The organism is Kitasatospora sp. NPDC048286 (genome assembly GCF_043201735.1).
In the GTDB taxonomy this organism is placed as follows: Bacteria; Actinomycetota; Actinomycetes; order Streptomycetales; family Streptomycetaceae; genus Kitasatospora.
In genome coordinates this window covers 215,967-241,453 of sequence record NZ_JBICZE010000011.1, presented here as the reverse complement: position 1 = coordinate 241,453, position 25,487 = coordinate 215,967, and the positions used below count along the sequence as shown (strand labels likewise).

The window sequence follows — 25,487 nt, the reverse complement described above, 5'->3', positions numbered from 1 at the left end:
GGCCCCTTCCCCTTCCCCGGGCCCCTTGCCCGGGCTCAGCCCTGTTCGGCGACCCGGCACGGCTCGATGCGCGACGGGCACAACTGGGGCTGGAGGTAGGCGGATCCCGGGGTGTGGGCCGCCGGCGGGACCGACTGCGGGGACTGCTGCGGGGCCTGCGGGTCGCCCGCGGCCGGTGCGGGCTTCGCGTAGCCGTAGTGGACGACGGTCACCGCCTTCCCGCCGCCGAGGTCGAGCAGCCGCTGGTGCACCGGCCCGAACAGGTGGAGGTCGTCGCCCCGCAGTTCGACCGTCCCGACGTCGCCGGGGAAGAAGGCGAGGAGCACCAGCCGCCGGTAGTCGCCGATCATCATCGGTTGGCGCCGGGCCGTGAGGGACGCGACCCGGTCGCCGGTGACCTCGCTGGACAGCGCGCCGTCGACCCGGGTGATCGAAGCGAGGCACAGGTAGGAGTCGTCCAGGGGCCACAGCACGTCCGCCCGGTCCCGGCCGTCGTCGTCGTCCAGCACGACCAGGTTCGCCAACGACGGCGCGGAGCAGGGGTTGTCGCTGAGGTCCATCGTGCGCAGCTCGTCCACGATCCACTGCTTGGACGCCGGGGCGGGCTCGGGCAGCACCACCGGGTGCGCCGTCGGCGCCGTCGGCGCCGCGGACGCGGCGGGCACGGTGGCCGGCGGCGCCTGCCCGCCGCCGCCCTGCCCCGTACAGGCCGCCACCCCCAGCGCCAGCACCACCGCCGCCGCCGCGTACCCGCCCCGGACCGTCCGTCGCATCACGCCTCCCCCGTCGCTTCCCCGCTGCCCCGCTGCCCCGCTGCCCCGCTGCCCCGCTGCCCCGGGGAGCATGATCATGCCCGACCGGGGCCCGCGAGAGTGTCCGCGAACGGCAACAGCCCCGTACCGGAGCAGTAGGGGCGGCTCAGCCGGCGGGCGGCGCGGGCACCAGGCCGTCGGCGACCAGCCCGGCCAGCACCGCCTCGCCCAGCGCGTGCACGGCGGAGCGCGGACGGACCATCACCGTGAACTCCTTGATCAGGCCCTGCTCGTCGACGTGCAGCAGGTCGATGCCGTGGATCTCCCGGCCGCCCGCCACCGCCCGGAACACCAGCACGGCCGAGGGCGCCTCGCCGCCGTCCGCGCTGGTCTGCGCGGTGCCGGTGTGGTCGCCGACGTAGCGGAAGTCCTCGAAGACGCGCAGCAGCACGCCGAAGAGGCCGAGCACCATCGCCTTGCCCTCGAAGGGCGCGAACTTGACGGGGCTGTACAGGCGGATGTCGTCGGCGAAGAGGCCGTCCAGCGCGGCGAGGTCGCGGCGCTCGACGGCGGCGCGGAAGCGCTCGGCGGCGGCGGTCGCGAGGGCGGTGGAGGTGTCGGTGGCGGTGCCGGTGTCGGTGGCGGTCATGGGCTCACTCCCCGGTTGGACAGTCATGGATGTGACTACTCAGATTCATGACTACCATGGCAGACCTGACGGGCGGTAGACGGGCGAGGGAAGGAGAACGGGGCGATGGCACTGCGGCACGCCGTACTGGCCGCGCTGCTCGACGGCGAGACCAGCGGCTACGACCTGGCCAAGGCCTTCGACCTGGGGGTGGCGAACTTCTGGTACGCCCAACCCCAGCAGCTGTACGCCGAGTTGACGAGGCTGGAGAAGGACGGGCTGGTCACCGGGCGCGAGGTCGTCCAGGAGAACCGGCCCACCAAGCGGCTGTTCAAGGTGACGGACGCGGGGCTGGCGGAACTGGAGGCGTTCGCCGCGGCCTCGGCCAAGCCGTCCTTCGTCCGCGACGACCTGATGGTCAAGGTCCGCGCCGCCGACCGGCTGGACCCCGACGTCCTGGTCGAACAGCTCGCCGAGCGGGCCGAGTTCGCCCAGGCCAAGGTGGACCTGTTCGAGCGGATGCTGCACGCCATGCGCGCGGGCCGCGAGGAACGGGAGTTCCTGCGCGAGGGCGGGCGGATCGGCCCGTACCTGACCTGCCTGCGCGGCCTCGCCTTCGAGCGCGGCAACCGGGACTGGTGCCGGGAGGCGATCGCCGTGCTGCGCGAGCGGCAGGCCGCCCGTTCGGGGCGGTGAGCCCCCGCGCAGACGCGGCACCGAACAGCAGCCGGACGGCGGGGCGCGGCGCTGTCGGCGGGCGCCGCTACGGTGCCGCCATGACCACTGACCTCACCGCACCCGTGAACTCCCCTGCGCCGGAGGCCGACTGGGACCGCCGGCTCGCCGGGGCCTTCGCCGTCCTGCTCGGCCGGCCGCTGGAGGAGTACGACCCGAAGGCCGTCTACGCCGCCCGCGTCAGCGGCAACCTGATGGACGAGTCCGGCTTCGAACGCGACGCCGCCTGGGTGCACCCGGCCGCGCTGCGCGGCGAGCGCCCGGTCGCCGCGGACCTCTACCTGTTCGACGAGGCCGAGCGGACCCCGGACTTCGACGCGAGCCGGTCGCTCTTCGAGTTCCGGCCGTCCGACGCGCCGCGGGCGGACCTGCCGGAGGGCTTCGCCGCCGCCGTCGAGGCCGCCTGCTTCACCCGCGCCCTCGTGCGCGGCGCCGACCTCGGCGCGCTGGCCGAGCGGTACGGCGTCGACCTCGCCTCCCCCGCCCTGGCCGGCGCCTGGAGCGTCCACTTCGCCCGGCTCGTCTGCGACGGCACCCTCCTGGACGCCCTGCGCGCCGCCCTCGGCACCGGCCGCACCCCCGAGGAGCTGACGCCCTTCTCGGCGGAGCCCGAGGAGGACTGGGAGGAGGCCCTGGCCGCGATACCCCACCCCGGGCTCCGCGCCCACCTCGGATTCTTCTGCACCGACGGCGACGAGGGCCTGATGCCCCTGGCGCAGGACGCCACGGCGTACGGCCTGGAGGACGAGGGCTGCGAAGCCGTCGCGGGCTGGGAGGACGGGCACGGCCAGCTCGACATCACCGTGGTCCGCCTCAGCGACCTCGTCGCCGGCCCGCGCCGCTGACCTTGTCCCACCACGGCGGGGCCGGACGGCAGTTCGCCGGGCGGCCCCGCCGCGACCACCCGGCCCTGTGACGCAACGGCTCCGCGACACAACGACTCTGTGACACAACGGTCATGTTCCGGGAAGGGCGGGCTGATACCGCGTTCCTAGCGTGGCGGCTCCTTGATGTCGTTCGAAGGAGTTGCCGTGATCACCGAACCGATGGCGGGGCGCGCGCCGAAGGCCGCCCGACGCCGGGGGCGCGCGCGGGAGGGGTCACCGGGCGGGCGCCTGCCGGCGGTCGACGTGCTGCGGGCCCTGGCGATCCTCGGGATGGTGTGGATGCACTTCGTGCCGACGGGCTGGCTGGAGCCCACCCCGCCGGGGCACGACTGGCCCGGGGTGCTGGAGTGGCTGAACGGGTTCCTCGACACCCGCGCCCGCAGCGTCTTCTTCCTGCTGGCGGGCGTGTCCGTCGCGCTGATGACCGGCGGCGCACGGCCGTTCGCCGGGACGGCGTTGCGCCGGGCCCGTGGCCGGATCGCCGTACGGGCCGGGGCGCTGCTCCTGCTGGGCCTGGGCCTCGAACAGGTGTCCGGGACGCCCAACATCATCACCGCCTACACCGGCTGGCTGCTGTTCCTGCTGCCGTGGACGCGGATGCGGGCGCGCCTGCTGTTCGCGGCGGCGGGGGTGTTCGCGGTGGCGGCGCCGGTGTTCCAGATCGCCCGGGCGAACCACGGCCGGGGCTGGGGCTTCCTGCCCGAGGTGGGGCCGGGCGCGCCGGAACTGCCGCAGGGCCTGGCGGTGTTGGCGCACCCGGGCGACTGGCTCGCGGTGTTCCAGTCGTACGTGTTCAACGTGGACACCTTCTACGCGCTGCCGCTGCTGCTGGCCGGCCTGGCGATCGGCCGCCTCGACCTGCGCGAGCGCGCGGTGCGGGTGCGGATGGCGCTCACCGGTGCGGGGATCGTGGCCGGCGGCTGGCTGGCGTCGTGGCTGGTGCTCGGGCCGCTGGGGCTCGGCGCGGCGATCGACCGGTTCCAGGCCGAGCTGATGGCCCCGCCGCCGATGCCCCCGATGCCGGCGCTGCCCGCTGACGGCGCGCTGCCGGACGTGCCGCCGGAGCTGCCGGAGCTGCCGCCGATGCCGAAGGTCCCGTGGGCGGAGCTGTGGGCGATGTCCAAGCCGGGCCCGGGCATCGCGGAGTACAGCGCGCTGCAGATCCTCTGGCTGGTCGGCGTCTGCCTCGCCCTGCTCGGCGCGCTGCTCCTGCTGACCGAACGAGGCCCGTGGCAAAGGGTGTTGTGGCCGGCGGCCGCGATGGGCTCGATGGCGATGACCTGGTACTTCGTCCAGGACGTGATCACCAGCCGGTTCCTCGGCGAAGGCCCGGGCGGCTTCGGCCACGCGCCGCAGTCCCTCGTCCCGTACGCGCTGTTCGCGGTGGCGGCCCTGGTGGGCTCGGTGCTGTGGCGGCGGTTCTTCCGCCGCGGCCCGTTGGAGGCCCTGGTGCACCGGGCCACCACGGCGGCGGTGCCGCGCCGCTAGGGACCGCACATGAACGGGCCCGGTACGCCCGCTGCGGCATACCGGGCCCGTTCATGTGCGGGCGGTCAGCCGGTGCGGTGCAGGTCGCACTGCTGATGGATGGCGGAGGGGGCGTCGCTGCTGACGATGGCGACCTTCGGCACGGAGCCGGACTCGGCCGGGGCGTCCTCGGCGGTGCAGGCGAGCTGCTGGATGGCGGGGGCGGAGAGCAGCGCGGCGGACCAGTTCAGGCGCAGGGTGACCACCCCGGGGGTGGTGGTGACCTGGACGCGGCCGTAGGCGGGCAGGTCGCTGTAGAGGCCGACGCGGGTCTCGGCCGGGGCGGGGCCCGCGAGCAGGGTGTCCAGGGTCTGCTGGAGGTCCTCGCGTTGGGCGTCCGGCCGGATGGCGAGCTGGATGCCGTGCTGGCCGAGGAAGTAGAGCCGGGTGCCGGGCTGGATGCCGGTGGCCGGCCGGCCGCTCTTGACCGGGCCGGTGGCGGAGATCGAGCAGCCGCAGAGCGCCGGCAGCGCGGCGAGGGCGGTGAGGGCGGCGGCGAGCCGGTGTCGGGCGGTCACGGGGTTTTCTCCTCGACGAGGCCGCGGGGCAGGACGAGGGTGAACACGGCGCCGCCGGTCGGGGCGTTGGCGGCGTCGATGAGGCCGCCGTGCAGGCGGGCGTTCTCCTGGGCGATGGCGAGGCCGAGGCCGCTGCCCTCGGAGCGTCTGCGTGCCTTGTCGGCCTTGTAGAACCGGTCGAACAGGTGCGGGAGTTCGGCGGGCGGGATGCCGGGGCCGCGGTCGGTGACGGTCAGCAGGAGGTCGTCGTCCGCGGCGCGCAGGGCGACCCGTACGGGCGGGCGGCCGTGGCGCAGCGCGTTGCCGACGAGGTTGGCGACGATCACGTCGAAGCGGCGCGGGTCGAGGCGCACGGGCAGGGCGGTGGGCAGGTCGAGTTCGACCCGGTCGTTCCAGCCGCGCAGGTCGAGGGTCTCGCGGACGGCGGTGGCGGCGTCGACGGTCTCGGTGTGCAGGGGTGCGGCGCCGGCGTCGAGGCGGGAGATCTCGATGAGGTCGTTGACGAGGCGGGTGAGGCGGGTGGTCTCGTTGCTGATCATGCGCAGGGCGGTGGCGGTGTCCTCGGGGAGTTGTTCGGCGTCCTCGTCGAGGATGTCGGTGACGGCGAGCATCGCGGTCAGGGGGGTGCGCAGTTCGTGGGAGACGTCGGCGGCGAAGCGCCGGCCCTGGGATTCGATGGCGCGCAGTTCCTCGATGGTGCCCTGGAGGGTGCGGGCGGTGTGGTTGAACGTCTTGGAGAGTTGGGCGAGTTCGTCGTGTCCGGTGACGGTGAGGCGGGTGTCGAGGCGGCCCTGGGCGAGGTCGCGGGCGGCGTCGCCGAGGGCGCGTACGGGCCGCAGGACCTGGCGGGCGGCGAGCAGGGCGAGGCCTGCGGCCAGGATCGCGGCGAAGGCGCCGGCTCCGGCGGCGGCGGCGAGCAGGGCGTTGCTGGCGCTCTGCTCGCGGTCGAGGGGGAGCAGGGCGTAGACGGTGAGTCCGGAGGGGGCGTTGGGTGCGGCGGCGTTGGTGACGGGGATGCCGGTGGCGAGCCAGGGCCGGCCGTCGGCGGTGAAGCGCTGGAAGGCGGCGTGGCCGCGGTTGACGGTGGCTTCCAGGGCGGGCGGGAGGGCGACGGGTTGGGTCCACTCGGAGTGGTCGTTGCCGTGGGCGGCCAGGATGCGCCAGTCGCGGAATCCGCCGGTTCCGGACAACTGGCTTGCCAGGCGGTCGAGTTCGCCTGCGGTGGGTGGGAACGGCAGGGCGGGGGCGAGGGTGTCGACGCGTCGGCGCAGTTCGTCCAGGGTGGTGTCCTGGGTGAGTTCCAGGGTGGAGTTGGTGGCGGCCCGGTAGGTGAGTGTGGCGGTGGCGAGCGCGCTGAGGGCGGCGACGGCGACGAAGGCGGCCAGCAGGCGGGGCCGCAGTCCGGCGACGGCGCGGCGCAGCCGGATCCGGCGCGGGACGGGCTGCGGGGAGGCGGGCTGCGGCGGTTCGGACTGCGGGACGACGGGCTGCCGGGGTTCGGGCTGCGGCGGTTCGGTGGTCACAGCGGCCCGAAGCGGTAGCCGAAGCCGCGCACGGTCTGGATGTAGCGCGGCGCGGAGGGGCTGTCCTCGATCCTGGCGCGCAGCCGGTTCACTCCGGCGTCGACCAGGCGGATGTCCTCCTGGCGCCCCAGCCCCCAGACGGATTCCAGGAGTTGCTCGCGGCTGAAGACCCGCCCGGGGGCGGCGGACAGCTCCAGCAGCAGCCGCATTTCGCTGGGTGCCAGCGGCAGCGGGGCGCCGCGCTTGGTGACGGTCAGTGCCGCCCGGTCCAGGACGAGGTCGCCGTGGGTCTCGCGGTCCGCCTCCGGGCCGGTGCCGCCGCCGGCGCGGCGCAGCACGGCGCGGATGCGGGCGTCCAGGACGCGGGACTGCGCGGGTTTGACGACGTAGTCGTCGGCTCCGGCCTCCAGGCCGAGGACGGTGTCGAGGTCGTCGCCGAGGGCGGTCAGCATGATCACCGGGGTGGGTCCGGCCCGGCGCAGCCGCCGGCACACCTCGAAGCCGTCGATGCCGGGCAGCATCAGGTCGAGCACCACGAGCTCCGGCGGTTCCTGCCGGGCGCGTTCCAGTCCCTCCTCGCCGGAGGCGGCGGTGCGCACCTCGTGGCCCTGGCGGCGCAGGCCCAGGGCCAGGGCCTCGCGTACGGAGTCGTCGTCCTCGATCAGCAGTAGCCGTGCCATGGGCACCAGTATCCGGGCCCGACCTGCGGAAACGGGCCCGTGGCGCAGGTGCGGGCCTGCTTGTTGCAAAACGCTCATCTGCAGATCACAGCGCCCGTAACCGCGCGGCGGACAGTGGTGGGCACCGACACCCGAGCCCCGGACGAGGAGCACCGCCATGCGCGACCACCACGAGCAGACCCCCGCCGAGCAGACCCCCATCGGCGAGACCCCGCGCAGCTGGTACCCGCGGGCGGACCGGCTGGTCCGCCCGCCTGGGACGTCCGGGCGCCTGCGCACCGCCCTGGGCGTGGCGGCACTCGGGGCGGCGGCCCTGACCCTGCTGGGCGTCGCCGGCGCGGTGGACCGGCCCGCCGTGTCCGCCGCCGCGAGCGACACGGCCTCGGACCCGGCCCCGGCCCCGGCCCCGGGCCTGCCCGCGCCGGCGGTGGACATGAGCATCTCCCGCCAGTCCGAGGACCCGGGCAAGACCGTCAACCTGACCATCGACGACGGCCCCGACCCGCAGTGGACCCCGCGGATCCTGGACGTCCTGGCCCGCAACAACGCCAAGGCCGTCTTCTGCATGCTCGGCCCCAACGCCCGGGCCCACCCCGACCTCGCCCGCCAGGTCGTCGCCGCCGGTCACCGGCTGTGCGACCACAGCGTCAGCCACGACACCGCGATGGACCACAAGGACGTCGCGTACCAGGAGAAAGAGATCGTCGACGGCCTGCGGATGATCCAGGACGCCACCGGCGGCGCCCCCGTCCCCTACTACCGCGCCCCGGGCGGCGCGTTCACCCCCGAGAGCCGCCAGATCGCCGCCGCCCACGGCATGCGCCCCCTCGGCTGGAACGCCGACACCCGCGACTTCGAACGCCCCGGCGTCGAGAGGATCGTCGAGACGGCGAAGGCCCAGCTGCGCATCGGCCCCACCGTCCTGCTCCACGACGGCGGCGGCAACCGCGCCCAGACGCTGGAGGCCCTGGAGCAGCTGCTGCCGTGGCTGCGGGACAACGGCTACGCCTTCAGCTTCCCGCGCGTGTGAGCGGCCACCGGCCGGGCCCGCCGTCAGGGCCCGACCCTCCTGCCGCCACCGCCGCTGCCCGTCAGGTCAGTTGAGGAACGGCTCGGGCCCGAAGCGTCCCCAGGCCACGAAGGCGGCCAGCAGGACGTAGACCGCGTCCACCGCCACCAGCCGGTACTCCCGGCGGCGCCAGCGTACCGCCGCCGCACCGGCCATCAGCAGCACCAGCCCGACGGCCGCCCACGGCACCAGCACCGGCGCGATGCCGAGCACGGCGGGCAGCACCAGCCCCGCCGCCGCCAGCACCTCGACGGCGCCGATGGCCTTCACCCCGCCGGCGCTGAAGTCCTCCACCCAGTGGCCGCTGGCCCCCGCGGCGGCGATCCTCTCCTTCGGCGCGACCACCTTGAAGACCCCGCCCAGCAGGTAGACGGCGGCCAGCAGTCCGGCGACGATCCACAGTGCGACGTTCACGGCACGTCCTCTCCGTTCTCGGGTCCGCGGCCGCTCAGTGGCCGTACATACCCACCTCGTAGGTGCCGCCGGGCTGGCGGATCATCACGTTGGCCCGGTTGAAGGCGTTGATGATCGCGATCACGCAGACCAGCGCCGCCAGCTGCTCCTCGTCGTAGTACTTGGCGGCGTTCGCCCACGCCTCGTCGCTCACCCCGCCGGCCGCGTCGGCGAGCCGGGTGCCCTCCTCGGCGAGCTCCAGCGCGGCGCGCTCGGCGTCGGTGAACACGGTGGCCTCGCGCCAGACGGCGACCATGTTCAGGCGCGCCGGGTCCTCCCCGGCGTGCACGGCCTCCTTGAAGTGCATGTCGACGCAGGGGCCGCAGCCGTTGATCTGGCTGGCGCGCAGCCGCACCAGCTCCTGGACGGCGAGCGGCAGGCTCGACTCGGTGGTGGGCTTGCTGGCCGCGATCAGGTGCTTGACGACCTTGCCCAGGATCGGGTTGGTGAAGACGTCGAGGCGGGGTTCCATGGTGTGCTCCTCGGTCGGTGTTTTCCGTTGCTGTCATGAAGACAAGACAGCCCGCCGGTTTGTGACAGCCCCCGGCCGCCCGCGCACCGTGACCCGCGTCACACCACCCGCGCGCGGGCCGCGAACGGCCTCGCACTAGCCTGCTGGCCACGCACGGGACAGGGGGATTCCATGACGGGTGACACGGATGTGGCGGGCACGGCCGCCGGGTACCGGCCGCTGCTGTTCTCCATCGCCTACGGGATGACGGGCTCGGTCGGCGACGCCGAGGACCTCGTCCAGGACGCCTTCCTCGGCCTCGCCCGCGCCGAGCGGGCCGGCACCGCGATCGCCGCCCCCAGGGCGTACCTGACCACGGCCGTCACCCGCCTGGGCATCAACCACCTCACGTCCGCCCGGGTGCGCCGCGAGACCTACGTCGGCCAGTGGCTGCCCGAGCCCGTCGTCAGCACCGCCGAGCGCCCCGGCCCGGCCGAGCACGCCGAGCTGGCCGACTCGCTGTCGATGGCGTTCCTGGTGCTGCTGGAGGCCCTCTCCCCGGTCGAGCGTGCGGTGTTCACGCTGCGCGAGGCGTTCGGGTACGGCTACCCGGAGGTCGCCGGGATGGTCGGCCGCAGCGAGGCGAACTGCCGTCAGATCCTCGCCCGCGCCCGCAAGCGCCTGGCCCTCAAGGACGACGCCCCTGCTCCCCCGGCGCGCCGCGCGGAGGGCGAGGAGCTGGCCCGCCGCTTCTTCGCGGCCGCCGAGGGCGGCGACCTGGACGCCCTGCTCGGCCTGCTCGCCCCCGACGTCGCCTTCCGGGGCGACGGCGGCGGCAAGGCCCGCGCGCTGGCCCACTGCCTCACCGACCCGCGCCGCGTCGCCCAGCTGCTCGTCGGCGGGCTGCGCCGCCTGCGCCGCCTGGGCGCGCACCTCGTACCGGCGCGGGTCAACGGCCGCCCCGGCGCGGTGGTGTACGACGCCGAGTGGCGCGTGGCCAGCGTCATCGGGCTGGACGTCGACGCCGGCGGCACGGTGCGGGCCGTCCACGCCGTCTCCAACCCCGACAAGCTCGCCCACCTCGGCCCGCTCTCCGGCCTCGGACTGCTGCCGCAACCGCAGGCGTAGGCCCCGGCCCGCCGGACACGGAACGGCCCGGGCCCGAAGACGCCGGGCCCGGGCCGTTCGCCCGAGAGGTCAGGGGGTGGTGCAGACGGCGTTCGCCGACAGGGACTGGGCCGTGGTGCCGGTGTTGGTGCCGCGGATGACCCAGGAGCTGCCGCTCGGGTAGGAGTCGGTGAAGAAGATGTCGAAGCCGCTGGTCTGACCGCCACCACCGGTGGGCACCTGCCCGGACGGGCAGGTCACGGTGGCGATCCCGTGGCCACCCGCGGGCACGTCGACCGGGTTGCCGAAGACCGGGGTGTGCGCGGCCAGCAGGGCGGGGTCGGCGGCGGCCTGGTCGGCGGGGACGACGACGCTCGGCTTGACGGCGGACCCGCCGTCGGCGAAGGCGACGGCGGCACTCGCGGACAGGACGGTGACGGCGGTCAGAGCGGTCAGGGCGAGGGATTTCGTGCGAGCCACGGCGGCCTCCTGAGGGCGTGGGGGGGTCGGACTGGCGTCGGCGGGGGCTGCTCCCCGCACCGACCTCCGATACGTGCCCGAACCACCCTTTCCGTGGACGGGGGAACGGCTCCGGCGACCCGGGCGGGGGAATGCCGGTGCCCGTCCGGGCTAACCCGGGCTACACTCCCCGACTTGATCAACGAACCGCCAACGGGGGAAGCATGAGCAGCCGTCACATCGACCGGTTCCGCCGGCTCGACGCCGCCGCACGCGCCATCGGCCGGCGCAACGCCCTGCGCTACGTCGCGCTCGGGGTGGGGTCCGCGCTGGTCGCCGCCTGCTCCGGCAGCGGTGGCGACAGCGGCGGCGGCAGTAGCGCCAAGACGGACGCCGCTCCCCCGGCCTCGCCGACCGGCACTCCCGCCCCCACCGGCTCCCCCACCACCCCTACCGCCCCCGCCGCCAAGCCGACCGTCGGCGAGCGCATCTTCGACTCCTTCGTGACCGGCACCTGGGCGATCGAGTCCACCAGCACCCGCGGCGACAAGGCCCACGGGAAGATCACCATCGAGTCCAGCGGCCGCAACGGCGGCTGGACACTCGTCTGGAACGACCTCGACGGCAAGCCCGTCACCTGGCGCGGCAGCCTGCTGCTGCGCGGCGGGCACCTGTCGCTGAGCCTCTTCGAGGGCCCCAAGAAGCTGATGGCCGGGCACCCCGAGGCCCTCCAAGTGCCGGACGCCGTGGGCGACACCGTCCAGCTGACCTTTCCCTGGGCGCCGCCCGGCGCCACCGCCGCGAGCAGCAAGGACAAGCTGGACGTCAGCTACGCGAACAACGTCCTGACCATCGCCCACACCTCGGGCGGCAAGCCCACCACCCACGTCTGCACTCGCCTCTGAGCCCGGGTCACACCTGTGCGACAGGGCGGCGGGTACGGGTGAACCAGCAGGCCAGCAGCAGGTTGGGCACCCAGCACAGCCAGGCGATGGCCGTGTAGGAGGTACGGAAGTCCAGGTGCGAGGCGGTGGCGGCGAGCAGCATGAGGCGCAGGGTGACGGCGGCGAAGGTGAGCGCGAAGCTGCGGATCATCCAGCGGCGGTGGTCGGCGACCCGGCCGTCGAGGACGGCCCGCAGCCCGGCGCCGCCGGTCACCAGCCAGGCCACGGCCAGGCAGGCGAAGCCGGCCCCGGTGACGGCGCCGCCGTACGCGACGGGCGCCAGCAGCAGCGCGCCGATGGCGCCGACCAGGCAGGCGAGCAGGTAGGTGGCGCCGGTGCGGCGGTGCAGGCGCGGGTGGCGCTCGCGCAGGCGGCGGGAGAACTGCCAGGGCCCGACGGCGAGGGCGGTGATGGCGCCGAAGACGTGGAGGTAGAGCGGAAGTTGGTGGCTCAGGTAGGTGGCACGCTGGTGGCGGAAGAACGTCGACGGGTCGAAGCTGAAGTACTTGGCGGAGATCGCGACGATGAACAGGGAGAGCACCGTCATGACGGCCCAACCGGCCCGAGTGATGCGCATGCGTCAAGTCTCGGGCCCGGCAGCCCCTACGGCATCCGGGTCGAACCCGGATAGCACCCTCAGATAACCCCCATCTCCCCTACACACCAAGGGACTTGACCGCTCAAAGGGCCGACTCGGACCGGCACCGGATCGAGCACGAACGCCCGGGCCGGCCCGGTGGCCGCGAAGGCGACCGACCAGGACCGGCCCGGGCGTTGCACCGGCAACCTGCCGATCGGAGCCGACCATTGGCATCAGCTGGGGCTGTCCGGTGCGGTCCCGCCCCGGCGCCGGCTACCAGGTGATCAGCGCGTAGCCGGGTCCTCCACGCTGTGCGGCCGACCCGGATGTGCCGCCGGCTCCGGCGGCACCGTTGTTCCCGCCGCTCAAGGCGCTGCCGCCGCCGTTGCCCCCGTTACCGCCGTTGCCGCCGGTGCCGGCATCGCCGCCACGGCCGCCGACGCCGGTTCCCCCGGGCGGGGTGAACATCGTGCCGGCGGGTGCGGCGCCGCCCGCACCGCCGGCGCCTCCCGCCCCGCCCCTCCCGCCGGCTTCGCCCTGGCCCGCGACGCCTCCGCGGCGGCCTTCGCCGCCGGTCACGCCTGCGGCGCCCGCGCTGCCGTTCTGGCCGGCGGACGCGGGCCCGCCGGACACGAGGGTCTCGTTGGAGCCGCGACAGTAGCCGCCTCCCCTGTTCAGGTTGCCGGCGGCGCCGCCGCTGGACGTACCGCCCGGCGTCCCGCCGGCGCCGCCGGGGCTCCTCAACTCGGTGACCTCTGCGCCCTGTCCGCCGCTGCCGCCGCCTCCCGCCGCGCCAGCAGTTCCCGGATTGCCCGTACTTCCGCCGAACGCTCCGGCGGTGACGTAGGTGTTTTCGTCGGTCACGTCGACGCTCGTGCCGACCGCAGAGCCGAAGCCTGCAGAGCTGCCCTGGTGCCCGGCGCGGCCCGACGACCCGTTGCCCATCACGCCTCCGCCGGAGCCACTACCGCCTCCGGTGCCGCCACCGCCCGGCGCGGACACGGAACTGGAGGTGAAGAAGCTGACCGCGATGGGGTCGCCGGGGGCGACGGGAAGCATGCACACGGCGTAGCCGCCACCCTCACCGCCACCGCCGCCACCACCACCGCTGCCGCCCGCCCCTCCTCCGCCGCCGCCACCACCCAGCGTGTCAGGGATTCCCAGGTTCGCCCCACCGCCGCCGCCACCACCGCCGCCGCCGCCCGCACCGCCACCGGCAGCACCGTCGCCTCCCCCGCCCCACAGGTACAGGGTCAGCGACGTCACGCCCGTCGGGACGGTGAAGTTGCCGCTGTCCGTGAAGGCCATCTGGCCGTGGGCCGCCTGACGGGCGGTCCCCGGGCCGCGCCCGGTGGCCGCCTGCGCGGTGAACGGAGCGGTGGCCACCGCGGCGGTGGCAGCCAGGGCGACGAATGCCGCCGAGACGGCACGAAGCCGTCGTGCCGCCCTCGGGGTCGTTGATGCGAGCAGGATCTTCATCGAGACTCTCCTTACTGCGGCCGCACTCGTCGCGCAGCCGCGTCTCGTCGATCGCACCGCGCCGTGGCCTGGCTGACATCACGCAGGCCAGGCTGTGCAAGTCCTTCTCCGGGGGGGGAGAGCCGAGAGAGACGCCCAGGGGCATGGGTGTCCGTAGCCGGTCCCAGGATCAGCCGGCGACACCCCGATTGTCGCTGCTCCGACGGCTCTCGTTCCCGCCCAGTGGCATTCCCGCCGTCAGCCGAAGGATGCAAAGTGCCACACCTTCGAGTGATACAGCCATAAGCGTTGACGTCATGGATCGCCGATCACCGCACAGCGGTGGGGCATGCCCGACCGGGAATCGCCCCGCAGGGCGGCGCCGTTCGCGCACGTGGTCGAAGGGCGTCTCCGCAGCGGTCAGGTGCTCACACTATCGGGTGATCAGGCTAGAAAGGAGTACGCCGGAGGAGCTCGGGCCGGGCAGCGTCGCACTGTCCCAACTGTCCTTTCATGGAAGGAAGTTCAGCATGCGTCGACGACTTCACCGGGCCCTGGTCTCGGCGGCCGGCACCGCGGCCGTGCTCGCCGCGACGGGGGTGGTGGCAGCGCCTGCGGCCCACGCCGAGGCCCCCGCCCCGGCGGTCGCGCAGACCAAGGTGTTCAGCTCGCCGGGCACGGTCGACTTCCCGGTCCCGGCCGGGGTCACCAGGATCGCGGTCGCCGCCCTCGGCGCGGGCGGTGGAGGCGGCGGGGGCGGCGGCGCGGAAGTCGCCGAGTACGGCCGCGGCGGCGGGGGTGGCGCGGGAGGCGGGGGCGGCGCCCTGGTGAGCTGCGTCCTGGACGTCAGCCACGCGAAGACCCTGAGGATCACCGTCGAACCCGGCGGGCGCGGCCGGGGCGGCGGGACGGGCGGGCTGTTTCCCACGAGCGGCACGAACGGCAAGGGCGGTGACCCGTCGACGGTCCGGGTCGACGACTCGAAGAAGGTCTCCGCCGACTGGGGCGGCGGCGGCGAAGGCGGCCGCAAGGGGATCACCGGCGGCTCCGGCGGTAGCCCCGCCGCCCCCGGGCAGAAGGCGGACAGCCGCTGCGACGGCGCCGACGCCGATCTCCAGGACGGCGGACGGGGCGGCCACGGCGGGAAGGGCGCCCTGGCCAAGAAGGGCGGCCACGGCGGCGACGGCGGAAACCCCGGCGCCAGCCACCCGCCCGCGGGCTGCCCCGGGACGGCCGGCCGTGGCGGCCACGGCGGCCCGGGCGGCACCATCGCCGCCGGTGACATCAACGACGGCAAGTCGGGGCTCGCCGGCCAGGCCGGCTGCGTCGTGCTGACGTACAGCGCCGGGCCTTCCTGACCGGCAGGACCCGTACAGGCCCACACAGGAGCAGCGGGAACACCTCGGCCCGGTGCGGGAGCCCCGCGCCGGGCCGGGGCACGTCCGGGCGGGGAGCGCGTCGCGGCGGGCGCACGACCGCCGTTCAGGTGGACCGACGGGCCCGCGGTGGGGCCGGTTCCGGGACGGGGTAATCCGTCGCCGGGAGCGATGGGGCGCCGGCCGGTCCGGGGCCTCGGGGCTCCCACCGACGAACGCCCACCCAGTACGGGAGTCTCCTCATGCGCATGCGCTTCAGCCCCCGCGCCGTCCTCGCGGTCACCGCCGGCGTCCTCGCCCTGTCCCTCGTCAATGTCTCGACCGCCTCGGCGGCCCCCGGCGTCGTGATCCAGGAGAACGGCAGCCAGTTCACGCAGACCCGGGATCCGAAGGCCGGCCAGTGCTACCCCGGCCTCGGCGCCGACATCGCGGTCGCCAACCGGACCGGCGGCACCATCCTGCTGTTCCCCGACGGCAACTGCCAGACGAAGATCCTCAACCCCCTGGGGCCGGGCGAGTTCCGGCCGGACGAGCACGTCGGCAGCTTCCTCGCCCTGGACTGACCTCGGCTTGAACGCCTCGGCCCGGCGCGGGAGTTCCGCGCCGGGCCGAGGCGATGTGCGGGTTCGGGCGGCTCGCCGGCCGTGGCGGAGGACGGGCAGGGGGCGAGGGATCCCCCGGGCGGCCCGCGGGATCACCCGGCGGACGCCTCGCTCGGGTCGGCCGGCCGGGTCGGCAGCGCAGGTGCGGGGTCAACGCCTCCGGGGCACCGGCCTCGCCCCCGCGCCGAACCGGTGCGGGGCGGGGCGGGGAGAGAACGAGGAGGTGTCGAGGGTCAGGGCAGGCGGGCGGCGACGGCGACGTTCACGGTGCCGGTGGTGCTGCGGCCGAACACGTCCGTGACGGTGTACGTGAAGGTGTCGCAGCCGGTGAAGCCGACCTGGGGGGTGTAGCGGACCTGGCCGCTGACGGTCTCGGCGGTGCCGTTGGCCGGGGCGGACACCGCGGTCAGGGACAGGCCCCTGGAGTCGGTGCGGCCGGCGTTGGTGTCGTTGGCGAGCACGTCGACGGTGGTCGCGGTGCCCTGGACGGTGGACGCGCCGTCGGTGCGGGCGATCGGGAGCTGCGGCACCTGGGTGCTGCCGTAGTAGGTGAGGACGGAGTAGGTGCCGTCGCCCTGGTCGACCAGTTCGAGGCTCTGGGGCACCACACCGGTGTACGGGCCGGAGCTGACGGCGCCGGTGTTGGAGTAGACGTTGAGGGCGTCACCGGAGTAGGTGTTGCGAATGCCGGTGGAGCCGTCGCCCTGGGGGTAGAGGTTGAAGCTCTGCGACGGGGAGCCGTCGTAGGGGGCGGCGTTGACGCTGCCGTTGTTGGTCGCCAGGACCAGGTTGCTGGCGGGGTTGCGGAGCCCCCAGGAACCGTCGTTCTGGCGGACGAGGGCGAACTTCTGGGCGCCGTTGCCGTTCTGGTACGGCGTACCGGCGAAGCCGTTGCCGGAGACGGTGAGGGCCGTGCCGCTGATCTGCTGCGCGGTCAGGTGGTTGACCGCGGAGACCGCGATCCGGACGGTCGCGGTGGACCGCTGGCCGAAGATGTCCTCGATGGTGTAGGTGAACGAGTCACAGCCCGCGAAGCCCGAGTTGGGGGTGTAGCGGATCTTGCCGTTGACGACGTTGACGGTGCCGTTGCCCGGGGTGGAGATGCCGGCGATCGTCAGGTCCAGCGGCTGGGTGGTGCCGGTGCCCGAGTCGTTGGCGAGGACGTCGATGTCGACGGACTGGCTCTCGGCGGTGGAAGCGGCGTCGTTGCGGGCCTGGGGAGCCTGCGGGACGGTGCTCGGGCCGGGGTAGAAGGCGCGGATGCCCCAGGAGCCGTCGGCCTGCCGGACGAGCTCGAAGCTCTGGTTCTGGGTGCCCTGGTACGCCTGACCGGAGACCGTGGGGTTGGTCATGGTGAGGACGACGTTCTGGTAGAAGCCGCGGATGCCGAAGGAGCCGTCGGCCTGCTTGACGATGCTGAAGCTCTGCGGCTGGGTACCGGCGTAGGGCTTGCCGGCGACGGAGGAGCCGTTCATGTCCAGGACGGAGTTGGTGCCCTGGTAGAAGCTGCGGATGCCGAAGGAGCCGTCGGCCTGCTTGACGATGCTGAAGCTCTGCGGCTGGGTGCCGGCGTAGGCCGCGCCGGTGACGGACGAGCCGTTCATGGTGAGAACGGTGGCGGTGGACGCCGCGGCCGGGGAGAGCGGCACGGCGATGCCGATGACCGCGGAGCAGAGGAGGGCGGCGGTTGCGCGCGTGCGGCCGATGAGGGTGGTCATGTGGCCCCGTCCTTGGAGAGGGATGTGGGTGGGGTGGGACGCACGCCGGCCTGCCGAGCGGGAGGGCGAAGATCCGCCCCGACCCAGCCACGAGCATCGACCTCGGATATGTCCCGGCCCGCGAGCGGCCCAACGAGCGACCCCGAAAGCCGTCACTGCACGCACCGTTGCAGTACTGGCCGGCCTCGTCGACCCGCCGGCTCTCACGCAGTCCGGGCCGGTGTCACCGCAGGTCGTGGCCCCGCCGCCGCCCTGTCGACGCCGGCAGTGCCCCGGCCCGGCGCGGGGCTCGCGCCGGGCCGAGGGGGCGCACCGGTTCAGGCCGCGCGCTGGCCGTGGAGGAGGACGGGCAGGGAGCGGTGAGCGAGGGCCTCGGTGGCACGGGCGGCCTGGGAGGGAGCCATGAAGTCCGGCAGGTCCGGCGCCGGGACGAAGCGGGCGCCGAGCAGGCCGCTCCGGCGCTGCGACGAGACGGTGATCCGGGTGCTGTCCGGGACGGTGCCGCCGTCGAAGACCAGGTTGAGGCGCTGCAGGTAGCGGTCGGCCGGGGTGAAGTCGACCGCGAGGACGTCGGTGAGACGCACGATCAGCCCGGTGTCCGCGTGGAGGTGGCGGGCGGCGGCCAGGTGCGGGGGCTCGTTGGGACGGGCGGAGCCGCCCGGCAGGATCATGCCGTCCATGTAGTCCGGGTCGACGAGCAGGACGTCGCCGCGCTGGTTGCGGATCAGGACGAGGCAGCCGAGCCGGCAGACGGGGGGCTTGGCAAGAAGGCGGGGGTCTTGCATCGGGGGTCGCTTTCAGACGTCGAAGGTGAGGCGCTCGTAGCGCAGGCCCTTGCGGAGCAGGTCGACCATGCGCAGGAGGTCGACGGGGCGGGCGGTGAGGTGCAGCAGGTAGCTGCACGTCAGGCGGCCGGTGTCCCAGTCGACTTCGAGGGTCGGGAGGTGGACGCGGCCGAGGGCGAGGACGGTGGTGAGGTCGTCCAGGACGTCCGCGGCCTTGCGGCGCTGCTCGGCGGTCGCGCGGGAGAGAGTGGACATCTCACCGCTCCCCGGGGCGCTTGTGGACCTCGAAGGTGCGCCAGGCGCTGTAAGCGTCGCCGAAGAAGACGAAGGCGGCGAGGTCACCGCCGGGCCGGCGCAGCCACTCGCCGGTCATCTCGTTGCGGACCCGGTAGCGGTCGGCCTCCGGGTCCCAGCGGACGCCGTAGCCGTGGAGGCGCGGGAGTTGGTCGTGGGGCATGGAAATGGAACCCTCTGCGATCGGAGTTTCACGTTCTGTGCACATGGTGGCGCACGGTCCCCTAGGATCAGAAGTGGCTTGCTACTTGCCATGAGGCACCACGGGAGTTGAGGGCTGCCATGAACAAGAAGAAGATTGACCCGGAGTCGAGCCCCTGGGCGCCCTTCGGAATCCAGCTCAGGGCCTTCCGAGAGGCCAGGGACCTCCTCCAGGAAGAGCTGGCCCCGCTCATCGGGTGCTCCCCCTCGCACCTCTCGTACATCGAACTTGCGCACCGGCCGCCGACTCGCAAGCTCGCCGAGCTGTCCGACATCGCGCTCGACACGGGCGGCACGATGTTGCTGATGTGGTATCAGCTGAAGAACGCCGCGATCCTGGAGGGCTTCCCGGAGTTCTCCCGCTACGAGGCCCTTGCCGAAGAGATCAGGATCTTCGAGGCCACCGTCATCACCGGACTGCTGCAGACCCGCGCGTACACAACCGCGCTCCAGATGGGTAGCGTCAACCTGGGCCTCTCGCCCCAGAAACTGGCCAACGAGCGCATCGAATTCAGGATGGCCCGGCAGCAAGTCCTGCAGCGGACCCCTCCCCCAGTCCTGCACGTGGTGCTGGACGAAACCTGCCTCAGGAGGGTCGTCGGCGGACGTGACGTCATGGTTGAACAGCTGCTTCATCTTGAGGAGTTGTCTGCTCGACCCAACGTGATTATCCAGGTGGCCCCGTTCACCTTGGGCGCGAACCGGCCGTTCACCCACATGGCGACCCTCCTTACCATGCCGAACCGCAAAGTTCTCGCTTACGGCGAGGTTGAGCAGCGCGGTTACATCGACCGCGATTCCAAGTCGGTTGCCGAGCTGGCCAAGAGCTACGATCGGCTGGCGGTCGAGGCCCTTGGTCAGACCGAATCGTTGACTTTCATGCGTGCGGTGAGGAGGGATCTGGAGTGGATGTCGACCTGACGGAGGCTTCCTGGCGGAAGAGCTCGTACAGCGGCCCAAACGGCGGCCAGTGCATCGAGGTGGCCGACGGCTTCCGTGGCGTCATGCCGGTACGCGACTCCAAGGACCCCTCCGGCCCGGCGCTCCTCTTCCCCTCCGCCGCCTGGCAGGCCTTCGTCATCGCAGTCCGCACCGGCGAGTTCGACACCCACTGACCGTAACCACTGGCCCCGCCACCCCATCCCCGGGACGGCGGGGCCGAGCTGTGCGCACCCGCAGTCACTCACCCGAATGGAGTACACGGGCCGCCTGCTCCCGGCGCGCGTCGGCGTGTGCGGATTCCTACGGTGGAAGAAGGGGGCAACCGGGACCGAGGATACGGGCGACCGCTACGGCTGTCTCTCCGGTGCGAAGGCGTTGCCGCGGCGTCGCAGCGAGGACGGAGCGACCCCATGACGACCGCATCCACATGGCACATGCCCGCGGAGACCGAACGGCAGGCGCGGACCTGGATGGCCTGGCCCGTCGCCGACTACGGCACGCCCGCCGAGGAGGCGCGCCGGGCCTGGTCGGCGGTGGCCAACGCGATCACGGAGCACGGCGGTCAGCCGGTCACCATGCTGGTGACGGCCGAGGAGGAGCCGTACGCCAGGAAGTTGCTCGACGACGAGGTCACGCTGCTCGTGACCGGGCTGGACGACGGCTGGGCGCGGGACACCGGGCCGACCTTCGTCGTCGACGCCCAGCGGAGCCGCCTGGGCGCGGTCGACTGGGTGTTCAACGCCTGGGGCGCGCAGTCGTGGGCGAGTTGAGCCTGGGACGCCCGGGTGGCGACCACGATCGCCGACGAGGTCGGCGCCGAGATCATCCCGTCCGAGATGGTCGCCGAGGGCGGGGGCTTCCACACCGACGGCGAGGGGACGTTCCTCGTCACCGAGACCGTGATGCTGGACCCGTACCGCAATCTGGGTTGGACCCGGGACCGGGTCGAGAGGCACTTCCGCCTCGCGTTCGGTGACTGCAAGCTCGTCTGGCTGCCCCAGGGGCTGACCCGCGACTACGACCAGTTCGGCACCCGCGGGCACGTCGACCTCGTGGCCACCTTCCCCGAGCCCGCCCACGTCCTCGTGCACACCCAGGGCAACGCGCAGCACCCGGACCACAAGGTGTCGCAACGCGTCATCGAACTCCTGAAGCAGGCGACCGACTTCAAGGGCCGGCAGCTGACGGTGACCGAGGTGCCCGCACCGAGGACCCTGCACACCCCGGACGGGGGCTGGACGGACTACAGCTACCTGAACCACGTGGTGTGCAACGACGCCATCATCGCCTGCAACTTCGCCGACGACACCGACCACGAGGCCAACGAGATCCTGCACGCGGCCTACCACCGCCCGGTCGTCCCGGTCGACGCCCGGCCGCTGTTCGCCCGGGGCGGCGGCGCCCACTGCATCACCCAGCAGGAGCCGGCCATCAGCTAGGCGCGGCAGCGCAGAGTCCGGAGCCCGGAGGACGGAGATGAACAACAAACCCGATCTCTCCAAGAAGATCAGCGAGTTGAAGAAGCAACTGGTCGCCGACCTCATGGATCTGGTCAAGATCCCGTCGGTCTACGACGGCGAGACCTTCAAGCTCCAACCGGTGAAGGACGCCGCCAACAAGTGCGTGGAGCTGTTGAAAGCGGCGAAGGTCACCGACGTCGAGCAGAAGTGCATCGGTGACGAGAAGAAGAACGCCCCCCTCGTGTACGCCCGGTGCGGGCCCGCCAACCCGCCGAAGGACACACCCACGGTGCTGCTGTACGCCCACTACGACGTGGTGAAGCCCGGCAGCTGGAGCGAGGCCTTCAAGCCGGTGATCAAGGGCAACCGCGTGGTCGGGCGTGGCGCCGCCGACGACAAGTCGGGGGTCATGATGCACGTCGGCGTTCTGCGGGCGTTCGACGGCAAGCCTCCGGTCAACCTGAAGGTCGTCCTGGAGGGCGAGGAGGAGTCGGGCGACACCCTGGAGACGTACGTCCGGAAGAACCCCGACCTGTTCAAGGCCGATGTCATCGTCGTCGCGGACGCTGGGAACTACAAGCTCGGCGAGCCGACGTTCACCACGAGCCTGCGCGGTGTGGTGGACGTCGACGTCACGGTCAGCACCCTGGGGATCCCCAAGCACAGCGGCGTGTACGGCGGCCCGGTGCCGGACGCCTTCATGGTGCTGGTGCGCATGCTGGCCAAGCTGCTCGACGACGCGGGCGACGTCGCGGTGCCGGGCCTGGTCCGGGAGCACTGGCAGGGCCACGAGCCCGACGAGAACGGGTTCCGCAAGGAGGCCGGGGTGCTGGACAGCGTGCGCCTGATCGGCACGGACACGCTCGGCAGCAGGCTGTTCGACAGGCCGTCGGTCAACGTGGTGGGGCTCGACGGCGTCCCGTCGATGAAGGACGCCGTCAACCTGCTCCGGGACACGGTGACGGCCCGTGTCAGCCTGCGCATCGCCCCGAAGCAGAATCCGGCGGACGCCGTCTTCCTGCTCAGGCAGTTCCTGGAGCAGGGCGCGCTGAACCCGTGGGGCGCCGAGGTCACGGTGAAGGCCGTCGACGCGGGCGGTGCGGGCTTCGAGGCGGACACCACGCTGCCCGCGTTCACGGTGGCCGGCAAGGCCATGAAGCACGCCTATCCCGGCAAGGAGGTCGCGTTCACCGGCGACGGCGGGTCCATTCCCCTGGTCGCCCAGCTCCAGCGGATCAACCCGAAGGCGGCGCTGCTGCTGATCGGCTGTCAGGAGCCGACCTGCCTCATCCACTCGTACCCGGAGAGCGTCGACATCGACGAGCTGGCGACGATGACGCTCGCCGAGTGCTACCTACTGGACCTGCTGGCTCCGGGGGCGAAGGCGACCGGACTGGAGGCCATGGCGCCGACGGCCGTCCCCGCGGGCACGGTCTGACGTCCACGGCCTCCGCAGACCTCGCAGGTCGGAAAGGACATCCCATGGCACTCATCGCCCCCGCAGTCGCGGGTGAATGGCTCCCCTCGGACCAGGGCTTCCTGAGGGACTGGCTGGACGACCAGATCGAGAGCATCGATCCGAAGGCCCTGCTGAAGCCGTCCGTCGAGGCGTTCCGCAAGCTGATCGATGACGACCCCCAGGTGTACATGCTCTTCAACGACATGCTGATCCAGCTGTCCCACCGGGAGACGCCGACCGGCTCGCCCCAGGTGAAGTCGGTCGACGACCTGCTGCAGCTGTTCAACCAGAACATCCAGGACGCGCCCAGGTTCAACGAGACCGGGCTGGTGGGCTTCCCCCTCAACGCGATCCTCAACTGGGCCATGGGCACCCAGGCGGGCTTCGCCGCGTTCCTCGACGACAAGGTCAACGCCTGCTTCAAGGACATGCTCGACGAGTGGGACGCGTACCTCACGAGCGAGGCCTCGAAGGACGTGCTGGACAAGGAGGACCCGGACGGCTGGTTCGGCAAGAAGGCGCTGGAGGCGATGCCGGGCTTCGAGGAGACCTTCGTGTGCGACCCCGAGGACCGGTACTACGGGTTCACCTCCTGGGACGACTTCTTCACCCGCAGGCTCCGGCCCGGCGTGCGGCCCGTCGCCACCGGTGTCGGGGAGGTCGCCAACGCGTGCGAGTCCGCCCCCTACCACCTGGCCAGGAAGAAGGCCCAACTGCGCGACACGTTCTGGCTGAAGGGCCAGCCGTACTCCCTCGCCCACATGCTCGACTCCGCCCACCGGACGTCGGCCGAGCCGGCCGCCGAGGACTTCGTCGGCGGCACCGTCTACCAGGCGTTCCTGAGCGCGCTCAGCTACCACCGCTGGCACAGCCCCGTCGACGGCACGGTGAAGGCCGTGCGCAACGTCCCCGGCACGTACTACTCCCAGACGCCCGTGGCACTGTGCGACGTCGCCTCGCCCGACCTGTCCCAGGGCTACCTCGCCCAACTCGCCGCCCGCGCGGTGGTCTACATCGAGGCCGAGGAACCGAACGTCGGGCTGATGGCCTTCGTCGCCATCGGCATGGCCGAGGTCTCCTCCTGCGAGGTCACGGTGGACGTCGGCCAGGAGGTCAGGCGGGGCGAGGAGATCGGCATGTTCCACTACGGCGGCTCCACCCACTGCCTGGTCTTCGGACCGGACGTGGACCTGGACTTCGTCCCCACCCAGTACCCGGGCGGCTCCAACCTCCTCGTCAACTCCAAGGTCGCCGGCCTGGAGTAGGCAGCCCGGCCACAAACCCATGTCACTCGATCGGGTGAATGCACGTATGCCAATGGATCTACGTGGGCAGCGTGGACCCGACAATCGAACCCGCCCCCTCTGCGCTGAAGGCATGACATGACCTTTGAACTCAAGGACCGCGTCCGGACCACCGACACGATCAAACTCACGTCGCAGAGGGTCCTTACGTATGTCACCCGCCAGACGGCCACCAACGGTGTCGAGGGCGTTGACGACGAGGCCTTCGTGTCCGCGCTCGCTCTGGCGAAGGGGCAGGAGGGCACCATCACCGCCATCCGGACGAGCGACGACGGCGGCGGCTACTACGAGGTGACCTTCGACAACGGCTTCGTGCTCGACGCGGTCTTCCTCTCCAACAACGACCGCCACCGCACCAACGTCGTCGAGAAGATCTGACGAGCCGTTTCCCGAAGGGCCCCGGGCCGCCCCGGCCCGGGGCCCTTCGCCTCGTCCCCTCCCGTCTCGTCTCGTCCCGCACGGCGCTCAGCCCTCGGGAAGGTCGGCATGTAGGAGGCCGGTACGCTCCCGGGATGACCGACCACGGCATCGCCCAGCCCTCCTTCCGCCTGCAGGTCGTCCAGGCGGTCTCCGCGCTGGCCGACCCGGCGTTACCGCGTGAAGTGCGGCTCGACCCCGGCAAGTTCGAGGACCTCGACTACACCGCCTGCGTCCTGTTCGACGACTTCTGCGACGCCGACGAACCCTTCCCCTGGCTCGGCCGGAGCCTGCGCACCGAGGAGGAGGTCGAGCTGATGGCCGCCCTCGGCGTCGCCTACACCGCCGTCCAGGACGCCCACGGCCCCTCCACCGCCGGCGCCGGCTACCTCGACGCCCCCGGCTGGCCCGCCGTCACCGCCGCGGCCGCCCGCCTCGCACCGCTGCTCGCGGCCAACGACGCTGCGGCGTAAGGGCCGTGTGCGCCTGTACGCCCGTGCGCGCCGTGTGCGTGGGAAGTCGGCCGGGCCGACTTCCCACGCCCCACCCGCCAGACTGCCCGCCGGAGCGCGCCCGTAAATCCGGTGCGCCATTCGCTACGCGCCGGTAGCCTGCCCCTCCATGGCATCGGAACTGAAACGCCCCCCGCTCCTCGCGGACGAACGCACCGCGATCACCGGCTGGTTGGACCTGCAGCGCAGGATCCTGCGCTGGAAGTGCGAGGGGCTGAGCGACGAGGACGCGCACCGCTCCGTCCTCCCCGACTCGCCGGCGATGACGATGGCCGGCCTCCTGTCGCACATGCGCTGGACCGAACACCTGTGGCTGGAGGTGCTGTTCCTCGGCGGCGACGAGAAGCAGAACCCGTCGTTCGACGAGTCGACCGAGGACGCCGACTGGCACACCGGCGGCCGCCCCCTGGCCGAACTGCTCGCCGAGTACGAGGCGCAGTGCGCGCGCAGCGACGAGATCGTCGCGGCGGCCTCCCTGGACGACGTCGGCCAGCACACCGGCTACCGCTCCGGCGGCGCCAACCTGCGCTGGATGCTGATCCACCTCGTCGAGGAGACCGGGCGGCACGCGGGGCACGCCGACATCGTGCGGGAGCTCCTGGACGGGGCGAAGGGCTACTTCTAGGGGCGACTGTTCCCGGGCCCG

At 72.7% G+C, this 25,487-nt stretch carries 29 protein-coding genes and 1 pseudogene; 16 read left to right on the top strand and 14 right to left on the bottom strand.

All coding sequences use genetic code 11. The features are described from left to right. Positions 1 to 35: 35 nt before the first annotated feature. Entirely contained in the window at positions 36 to 773 is a 738-nt protein-coding gene (locus ACGF13_RS26370) for a hypothetical protein (RefSeq protein ID WP_392879370.1), read from the bottom strand. Positions 774 to 918: 145 nt separating this feature from the next. Next, positions 919 to 1,401: a nuclear transport factor 2 family protein gene (locus ACGF13_RS26365; protein WP_392879368.1), complete on the bottom strand. Its 483-nt coding sequence runs from the start codon at positions 1,399 to 1,401 to the stop codon at positions 919 to 921. A 105-nt stretch (positions 1,402 to 1,506) separates the two neighbouring features. On the opposite strand from ACGF13_RS26365, the gene ACGF13_RS26360 reads away from it, so the two are divergent. The 3 genes from ACGF13_RS26360 to ACGF13_RS26350 all read left to right on the top strand — a co-directional run bounded on the left by ACGF13_RS26360 (position 1,507) and on the right by ACGF13_RS26350 (position 4,490). Further along, positions 1,507 to 2,076 (top strand): PadR family transcriptional regulator, encoded by a 570-nt coding sequence (locus ACGF13_RS26360; protein ID WP_392879365.1) that lies wholly within the window; start codon positions 1,507 to 1,509, stop codon positions 2,074 to 2,076. Positions 2,077 to 2,156: 80 nt separating this feature from the next. Further along, on the top strand, positions 2,157 to 2,960 hold the full coding sequence (locus ACGF13_RS26355; RefSeq protein WP_392879363.1) for a hypothetical protein: 804 nt from the start codon (positions 2,157 to 2,159) through the stop codon (positions 2,958 to 2,960). Positions 2,961 to 3,146: 186 nt separating this feature from the next. Next, positions 3,147 to 4,490: a DUF418 domain-containing protein gene (locus tag ACGF13_RS26350; RefSeq protein ID WP_392879361.1), complete on the top strand. Its 1,344-nt coding sequence runs from the start codon at positions 3,147 to 3,149 to the stop codon at positions 4,488 to 4,490. A 65-nt stretch (positions 4,491 to 4,555) separates the two neighbouring features. Here ACGF13_RS26350 and ACGF13_RS26345 read toward each other — a convergent pair whose 3' ends face one another. Genes ACGF13_RS26345 through ACGF13_RS26335 form a run of 3 tightly spaced genes read right to left on the bottom strand, consistent with a single transcriptional unit; the run spans position 4,556 to position 7,250 of the window. Further along, the gene (locus ACGF13_RS26345) at positions 4,556 to 5,047 is read right to left on the bottom strand and encodes a hypothetical protein (RefSeq protein ID WP_392879358.1); all 492 of its coding nucleotides are present in this window, start codon (positions 5,045 to 5,047) and stop codon (positions 4,556 to 4,558) included. Beyond that, entirely contained in the window at positions 5,044 to 6,570 is a 1,527-nt protein-coding gene (locus ACGF13_RS26340) for a sensor histidine kinase (protein ID WP_392879356.1), read from the bottom strand. The genes ACGF13_RS26345 and ACGF13_RS26340 overlap by 4 nt, the downstream gene beginning before the upstream one ends. Then, positions 6,567 to 7,250, bottom strand: coding sequence for a response regulator (locus ACGF13_RS26335; RefSeq protein WP_392879353.1), 684 nt, complete (start codon positions 7,248 to 7,250; stop codon positions 6,567 to 6,569). Before ACGF13_RS26335 ends, ACGF13_RS26340 begins: the two co-directional genes overlap by 4 nt. A 157-nt stretch (positions 7,251 to 7,407) precedes the next feature. Here ACGF13_RS26335 and ACGF13_RS26330 point away from each other — a divergent pair, with 157 nt between their 5' ends. Beyond that, complete coding sequence (locus ACGF13_RS26330; RefSeq protein WP_392879350.1) at positions 7,408 to 8,280, top strand: polysaccharide deacetylase family protein; 873 nt, start codon at positions 7,408 to 7,410, stop codon at positions 8,278 to 8,280. A 66-nt stretch (positions 8,281 to 8,346) separates the two neighbouring features. On the opposite strand, the gene ACGF13_RS26325 is transcribed toward ACGF13_RS26330, so the two are convergent. Together ACGF13_RS26325 and ACGF13_RS26320 are read right to left on the bottom strand one after the other, a co-directional pair. Then, positions 8,347 to 8,733: a DoxX family protein gene (locus tag ACGF13_RS26325; protein ID WP_392879348.1), complete on the bottom strand. Its 387-nt coding sequence runs from the start codon at positions 8,731 to 8,733 to the stop codon at positions 8,347 to 8,349. 34 nt (positions 8,734 to 8,767) lie between these two features. After that, positions 8,768 to 9,244 carry a carboxymuconolactone decarboxylase family protein gene (locus tag ACGF13_RS26320; RefSeq protein ID WP_392879346.1) on the bottom strand — a complete coding sequence of 159 codons (477 nt, stop codon included), beginning with the start codon at positions 9,242 to 9,244 and terminating at the stop codon, positions 8,768 to 8,770. 171 nt (positions 9,245 to 9,415) lie between these two features. Here ACGF13_RS26320 and sigJ point away from each other — a divergent pair, with 171 nt between their 5' ends. Further along, entirely contained in the window at positions 9,416 to 10,351 is a 936-nt protein-coding gene (gene sigJ, locus ACGF13_RS26315; RefSeq protein WP_392879344.1) for an RNA polymerase sigma factor SigJ, read from the top strand. Between the two features lie 69 nt (positions 10,352 to 10,420). Here sigJ and ACGF13_RS26310 read toward each other — a convergent pair whose 3' ends face one another. Continuing rightward, on the bottom strand, positions 10,421 to 10,810 hold the full coding sequence (locus tag ACGF13_RS26310; protein WP_392879343.1) for a hypothetical protein: 390 nt from the start codon (positions 10,808 to 10,810) through the stop codon (positions 10,421 to 10,423). Positions 10,811 to 11,013: 203 nt separating this feature from the next. Here ACGF13_RS26310 and ACGF13_RS26305 point away from each other — a divergent pair, with 203 nt between their 5' ends. After that, positions 11,014 to 11,694 (top strand): hypothetical protein, encoded by a 681-nt coding sequence (locus ACGF13_RS26305; RefSeq protein ID WP_392879340.1) that lies wholly within the window; start codon positions 11,014 to 11,016, stop codon positions 11,692 to 11,694. Positions 11,695 to 11,701: 7 nt separating this feature from the next. Here ACGF13_RS26305 and ACGF13_RS26300 read toward each other — a convergent pair whose 3' ends face one another. Together ACGF13_RS26300 and ACGF13_RS26295 are read right to left on the bottom strand one after the other, a co-directional pair. Beyond that, positions 11,702 to 12,310 (bottom strand): DUF2306 domain-containing protein, encoded by a 609-nt coding sequence (locus ACGF13_RS26300; protein ID WP_392879337.1) that lies wholly within the window; start codon positions 12,308 to 12,310, stop codon positions 11,702 to 11,704. A 276-nt stretch (positions 12,311 to 12,586) separates the two neighbouring features. Then, the gene (locus tag ACGF13_RS26295) at positions 12,587 to 13,792 is read right to left on the bottom strand and encodes a hypothetical protein (protein ID WP_392879334.1); all 1,206 of its coding nucleotides are present in this window, start codon (positions 13,790 to 13,792) and stop codon (positions 12,587 to 12,589) included. A gap of 509 nt (positions 13,793 to 14,301) precedes the next feature. On the opposite strand from ACGF13_RS26295, the gene ACGF13_RS26290 reads away from it, so the two are divergent. Together ACGF13_RS26290 and ACGF13_RS26285 are read left to right on the top strand one after the other, a co-directional pair. Further along, positions 14,302 to 15,129, top strand: a complete 828-nt coding sequence (locus ACGF13_RS26290) for a hypothetical protein (protein WP_392879331.1) — start codon at positions 14,302 to 14,304, stop codon at positions 15,127 to 15,129. Positions 15,130 to 15,389: 260 nt separating this feature from the next. Next, a complete protein-coding gene (locus ACGF13_RS26285) occupies positions 15,390 to 15,710 on the top strand; it encodes a hypothetical protein (protein WP_392879328.1) in 321 nt (106 codons plus the stop codon). A gap of 272 nt (positions 15,711 to 15,982) precedes the next feature. Here the strand turns inward: ACGF13_RS26285 and ACGF13_RS26280 are convergent, their stop codons facing one another. The 4 genes from ACGF13_RS26280 to ACGF13_RS26265 all read right to left on the bottom strand — a co-directional run bounded on the left by ACGF13_RS26280 (position 15,983) and on the right by ACGF13_RS26265 (position 18,709). Continuing rightward, positions 15,983 to 17,467 (bottom strand): Ig-like domain-containing protein, encoded by a 1,485-nt coding sequence (locus tag ACGF13_RS26280; protein ID WP_392879326.1) that lies wholly within the window; start codon positions 17,465 to 17,467, stop codon positions 15,983 to 15,985. A 317-nt stretch (positions 17,468 to 17,784) separates the two neighbouring features. Continuing rightward, the gene (locus ACGF13_RS26275; protein WP_392879323.1) at positions 17,785 to 18,252 is read right to left on the bottom strand and encodes an NUDIX domain-containing protein; all 468 of its coding nucleotides are present in this window, start codon (positions 18,250 to 18,252) and stop codon (positions 17,785 to 17,787) included. Positions 18,253 to 18,264: 12 nt separating this feature from the next. Then, positions 18,265 to 18,507 (bottom strand): hypothetical protein, encoded by a 243-nt coding sequence (locus tag ACGF13_RS26270; RefSeq protein WP_392879320.1) that lies wholly within the window; start codon positions 18,505 to 18,507, stop codon positions 18,265 to 18,267. Between the two features lies 1 nt (position 18,508). Beyond that, positions 18,509 to 18,709, bottom strand: coding sequence for a hypothetical protein (locus ACGF13_RS26265; RefSeq protein ID WP_392879317.1), 201 nt, complete (start codon positions 18,707 to 18,709; stop codon positions 18,509 to 18,511). Positions 18,710 to 18,828: 119 nt separating this feature from the next. Between ACGF13_RS26265 and ACGF13_RS26260 the strand changes: the two genes are divergently transcribed. The 8 genes and pseudogenes from ACGF13_RS26260 (at position 18,829) to ACGF13_RS26225 (ending at position 25,466) form a co-directional block, all read left to right on the top strand. Continuing rightward, positions 18,829 to 19,668 (top strand): Scr1 family TA system antitoxin-like transcriptional regulator, encoded by an 840-nt coding sequence (locus ACGF13_RS26260; protein ID WP_392879314.1) that lies wholly within the window; start codon positions 18,829 to 18,831, stop codon positions 19,666 to 19,668. After that, positions 19,653 to 19,862 carry a DUF397 domain-containing protein gene (locus tag ACGF13_RS26255; RefSeq protein WP_392879311.1) on the top strand — a complete coding sequence of 70 codons (210 nt, stop codon included), beginning with the start codon at positions 19,653 to 19,655 and terminating at the stop codon, positions 19,860 to 19,862. Before ACGF13_RS26260 ends, ACGF13_RS26255 begins: the two co-directional genes overlap by 16 nt. Positions 19,863 to 20,099: 237 nt before the next feature. Further along, positions 20,100 to 21,128: pseudogene (locus ACGF13_RS26250) on the top strand (agmatine/peptidylarginine deiminase). A gap of 37 nt (positions 21,129 to 21,165) precedes the next feature. Beyond that, a complete protein-coding gene (locus ACGF13_RS26245; RefSeq protein WP_392879308.1) occupies positions 21,166 to 22,587 on the top strand; it encodes a M20/M25/M40 family metallo-hydrolase in 1,422 nt (473 codons plus the stop codon). A gap of 44 nt (positions 22,588 to 22,631) precedes the next feature. Continuing rightward, positions 22,632 to 23,873: a phosphatidylserine decarboxylase family protein gene (locus ACGF13_RS26240; protein ID WP_392879305.1), complete on the top strand. Its 1,242-nt coding sequence runs from the start codon at positions 22,632 to 22,634 to the stop codon at positions 23,871 to 23,873. Between the two features lie 117 nt (positions 23,874 to 23,990). Continuing rightward, positions 23,991 to 24,290: a hypothetical protein gene (locus ACGF13_RS26235; protein WP_392879304.1), complete on the top strand. Its 300-nt coding sequence runs from the start codon at positions 23,991 to 23,993 to the stop codon at positions 24,288 to 24,290. 134 nt (positions 24,291 to 24,424) lie between these two features. After that, entirely contained in the window at positions 24,425 to 24,802 is a 378-nt protein-coding gene (locus ACGF13_RS26230) for a hypothetical protein (RefSeq protein WP_392879302.1), read from the top strand. 148 nt (positions 24,803 to 24,950) lie between these two features. Next, positions 24,951 to 25,466 carry a DinB family protein gene (locus ACGF13_RS26225; RefSeq protein WP_392879300.1) on the top strand — a complete coding sequence of 172 codons (516 nt, stop codon included), beginning with the start codon at positions 24,951 to 24,953 and terminating at the stop codon, positions 25,464 to 25,466. Positions 25,467 to 25,487: the final 21 nt, after the last annotated feature.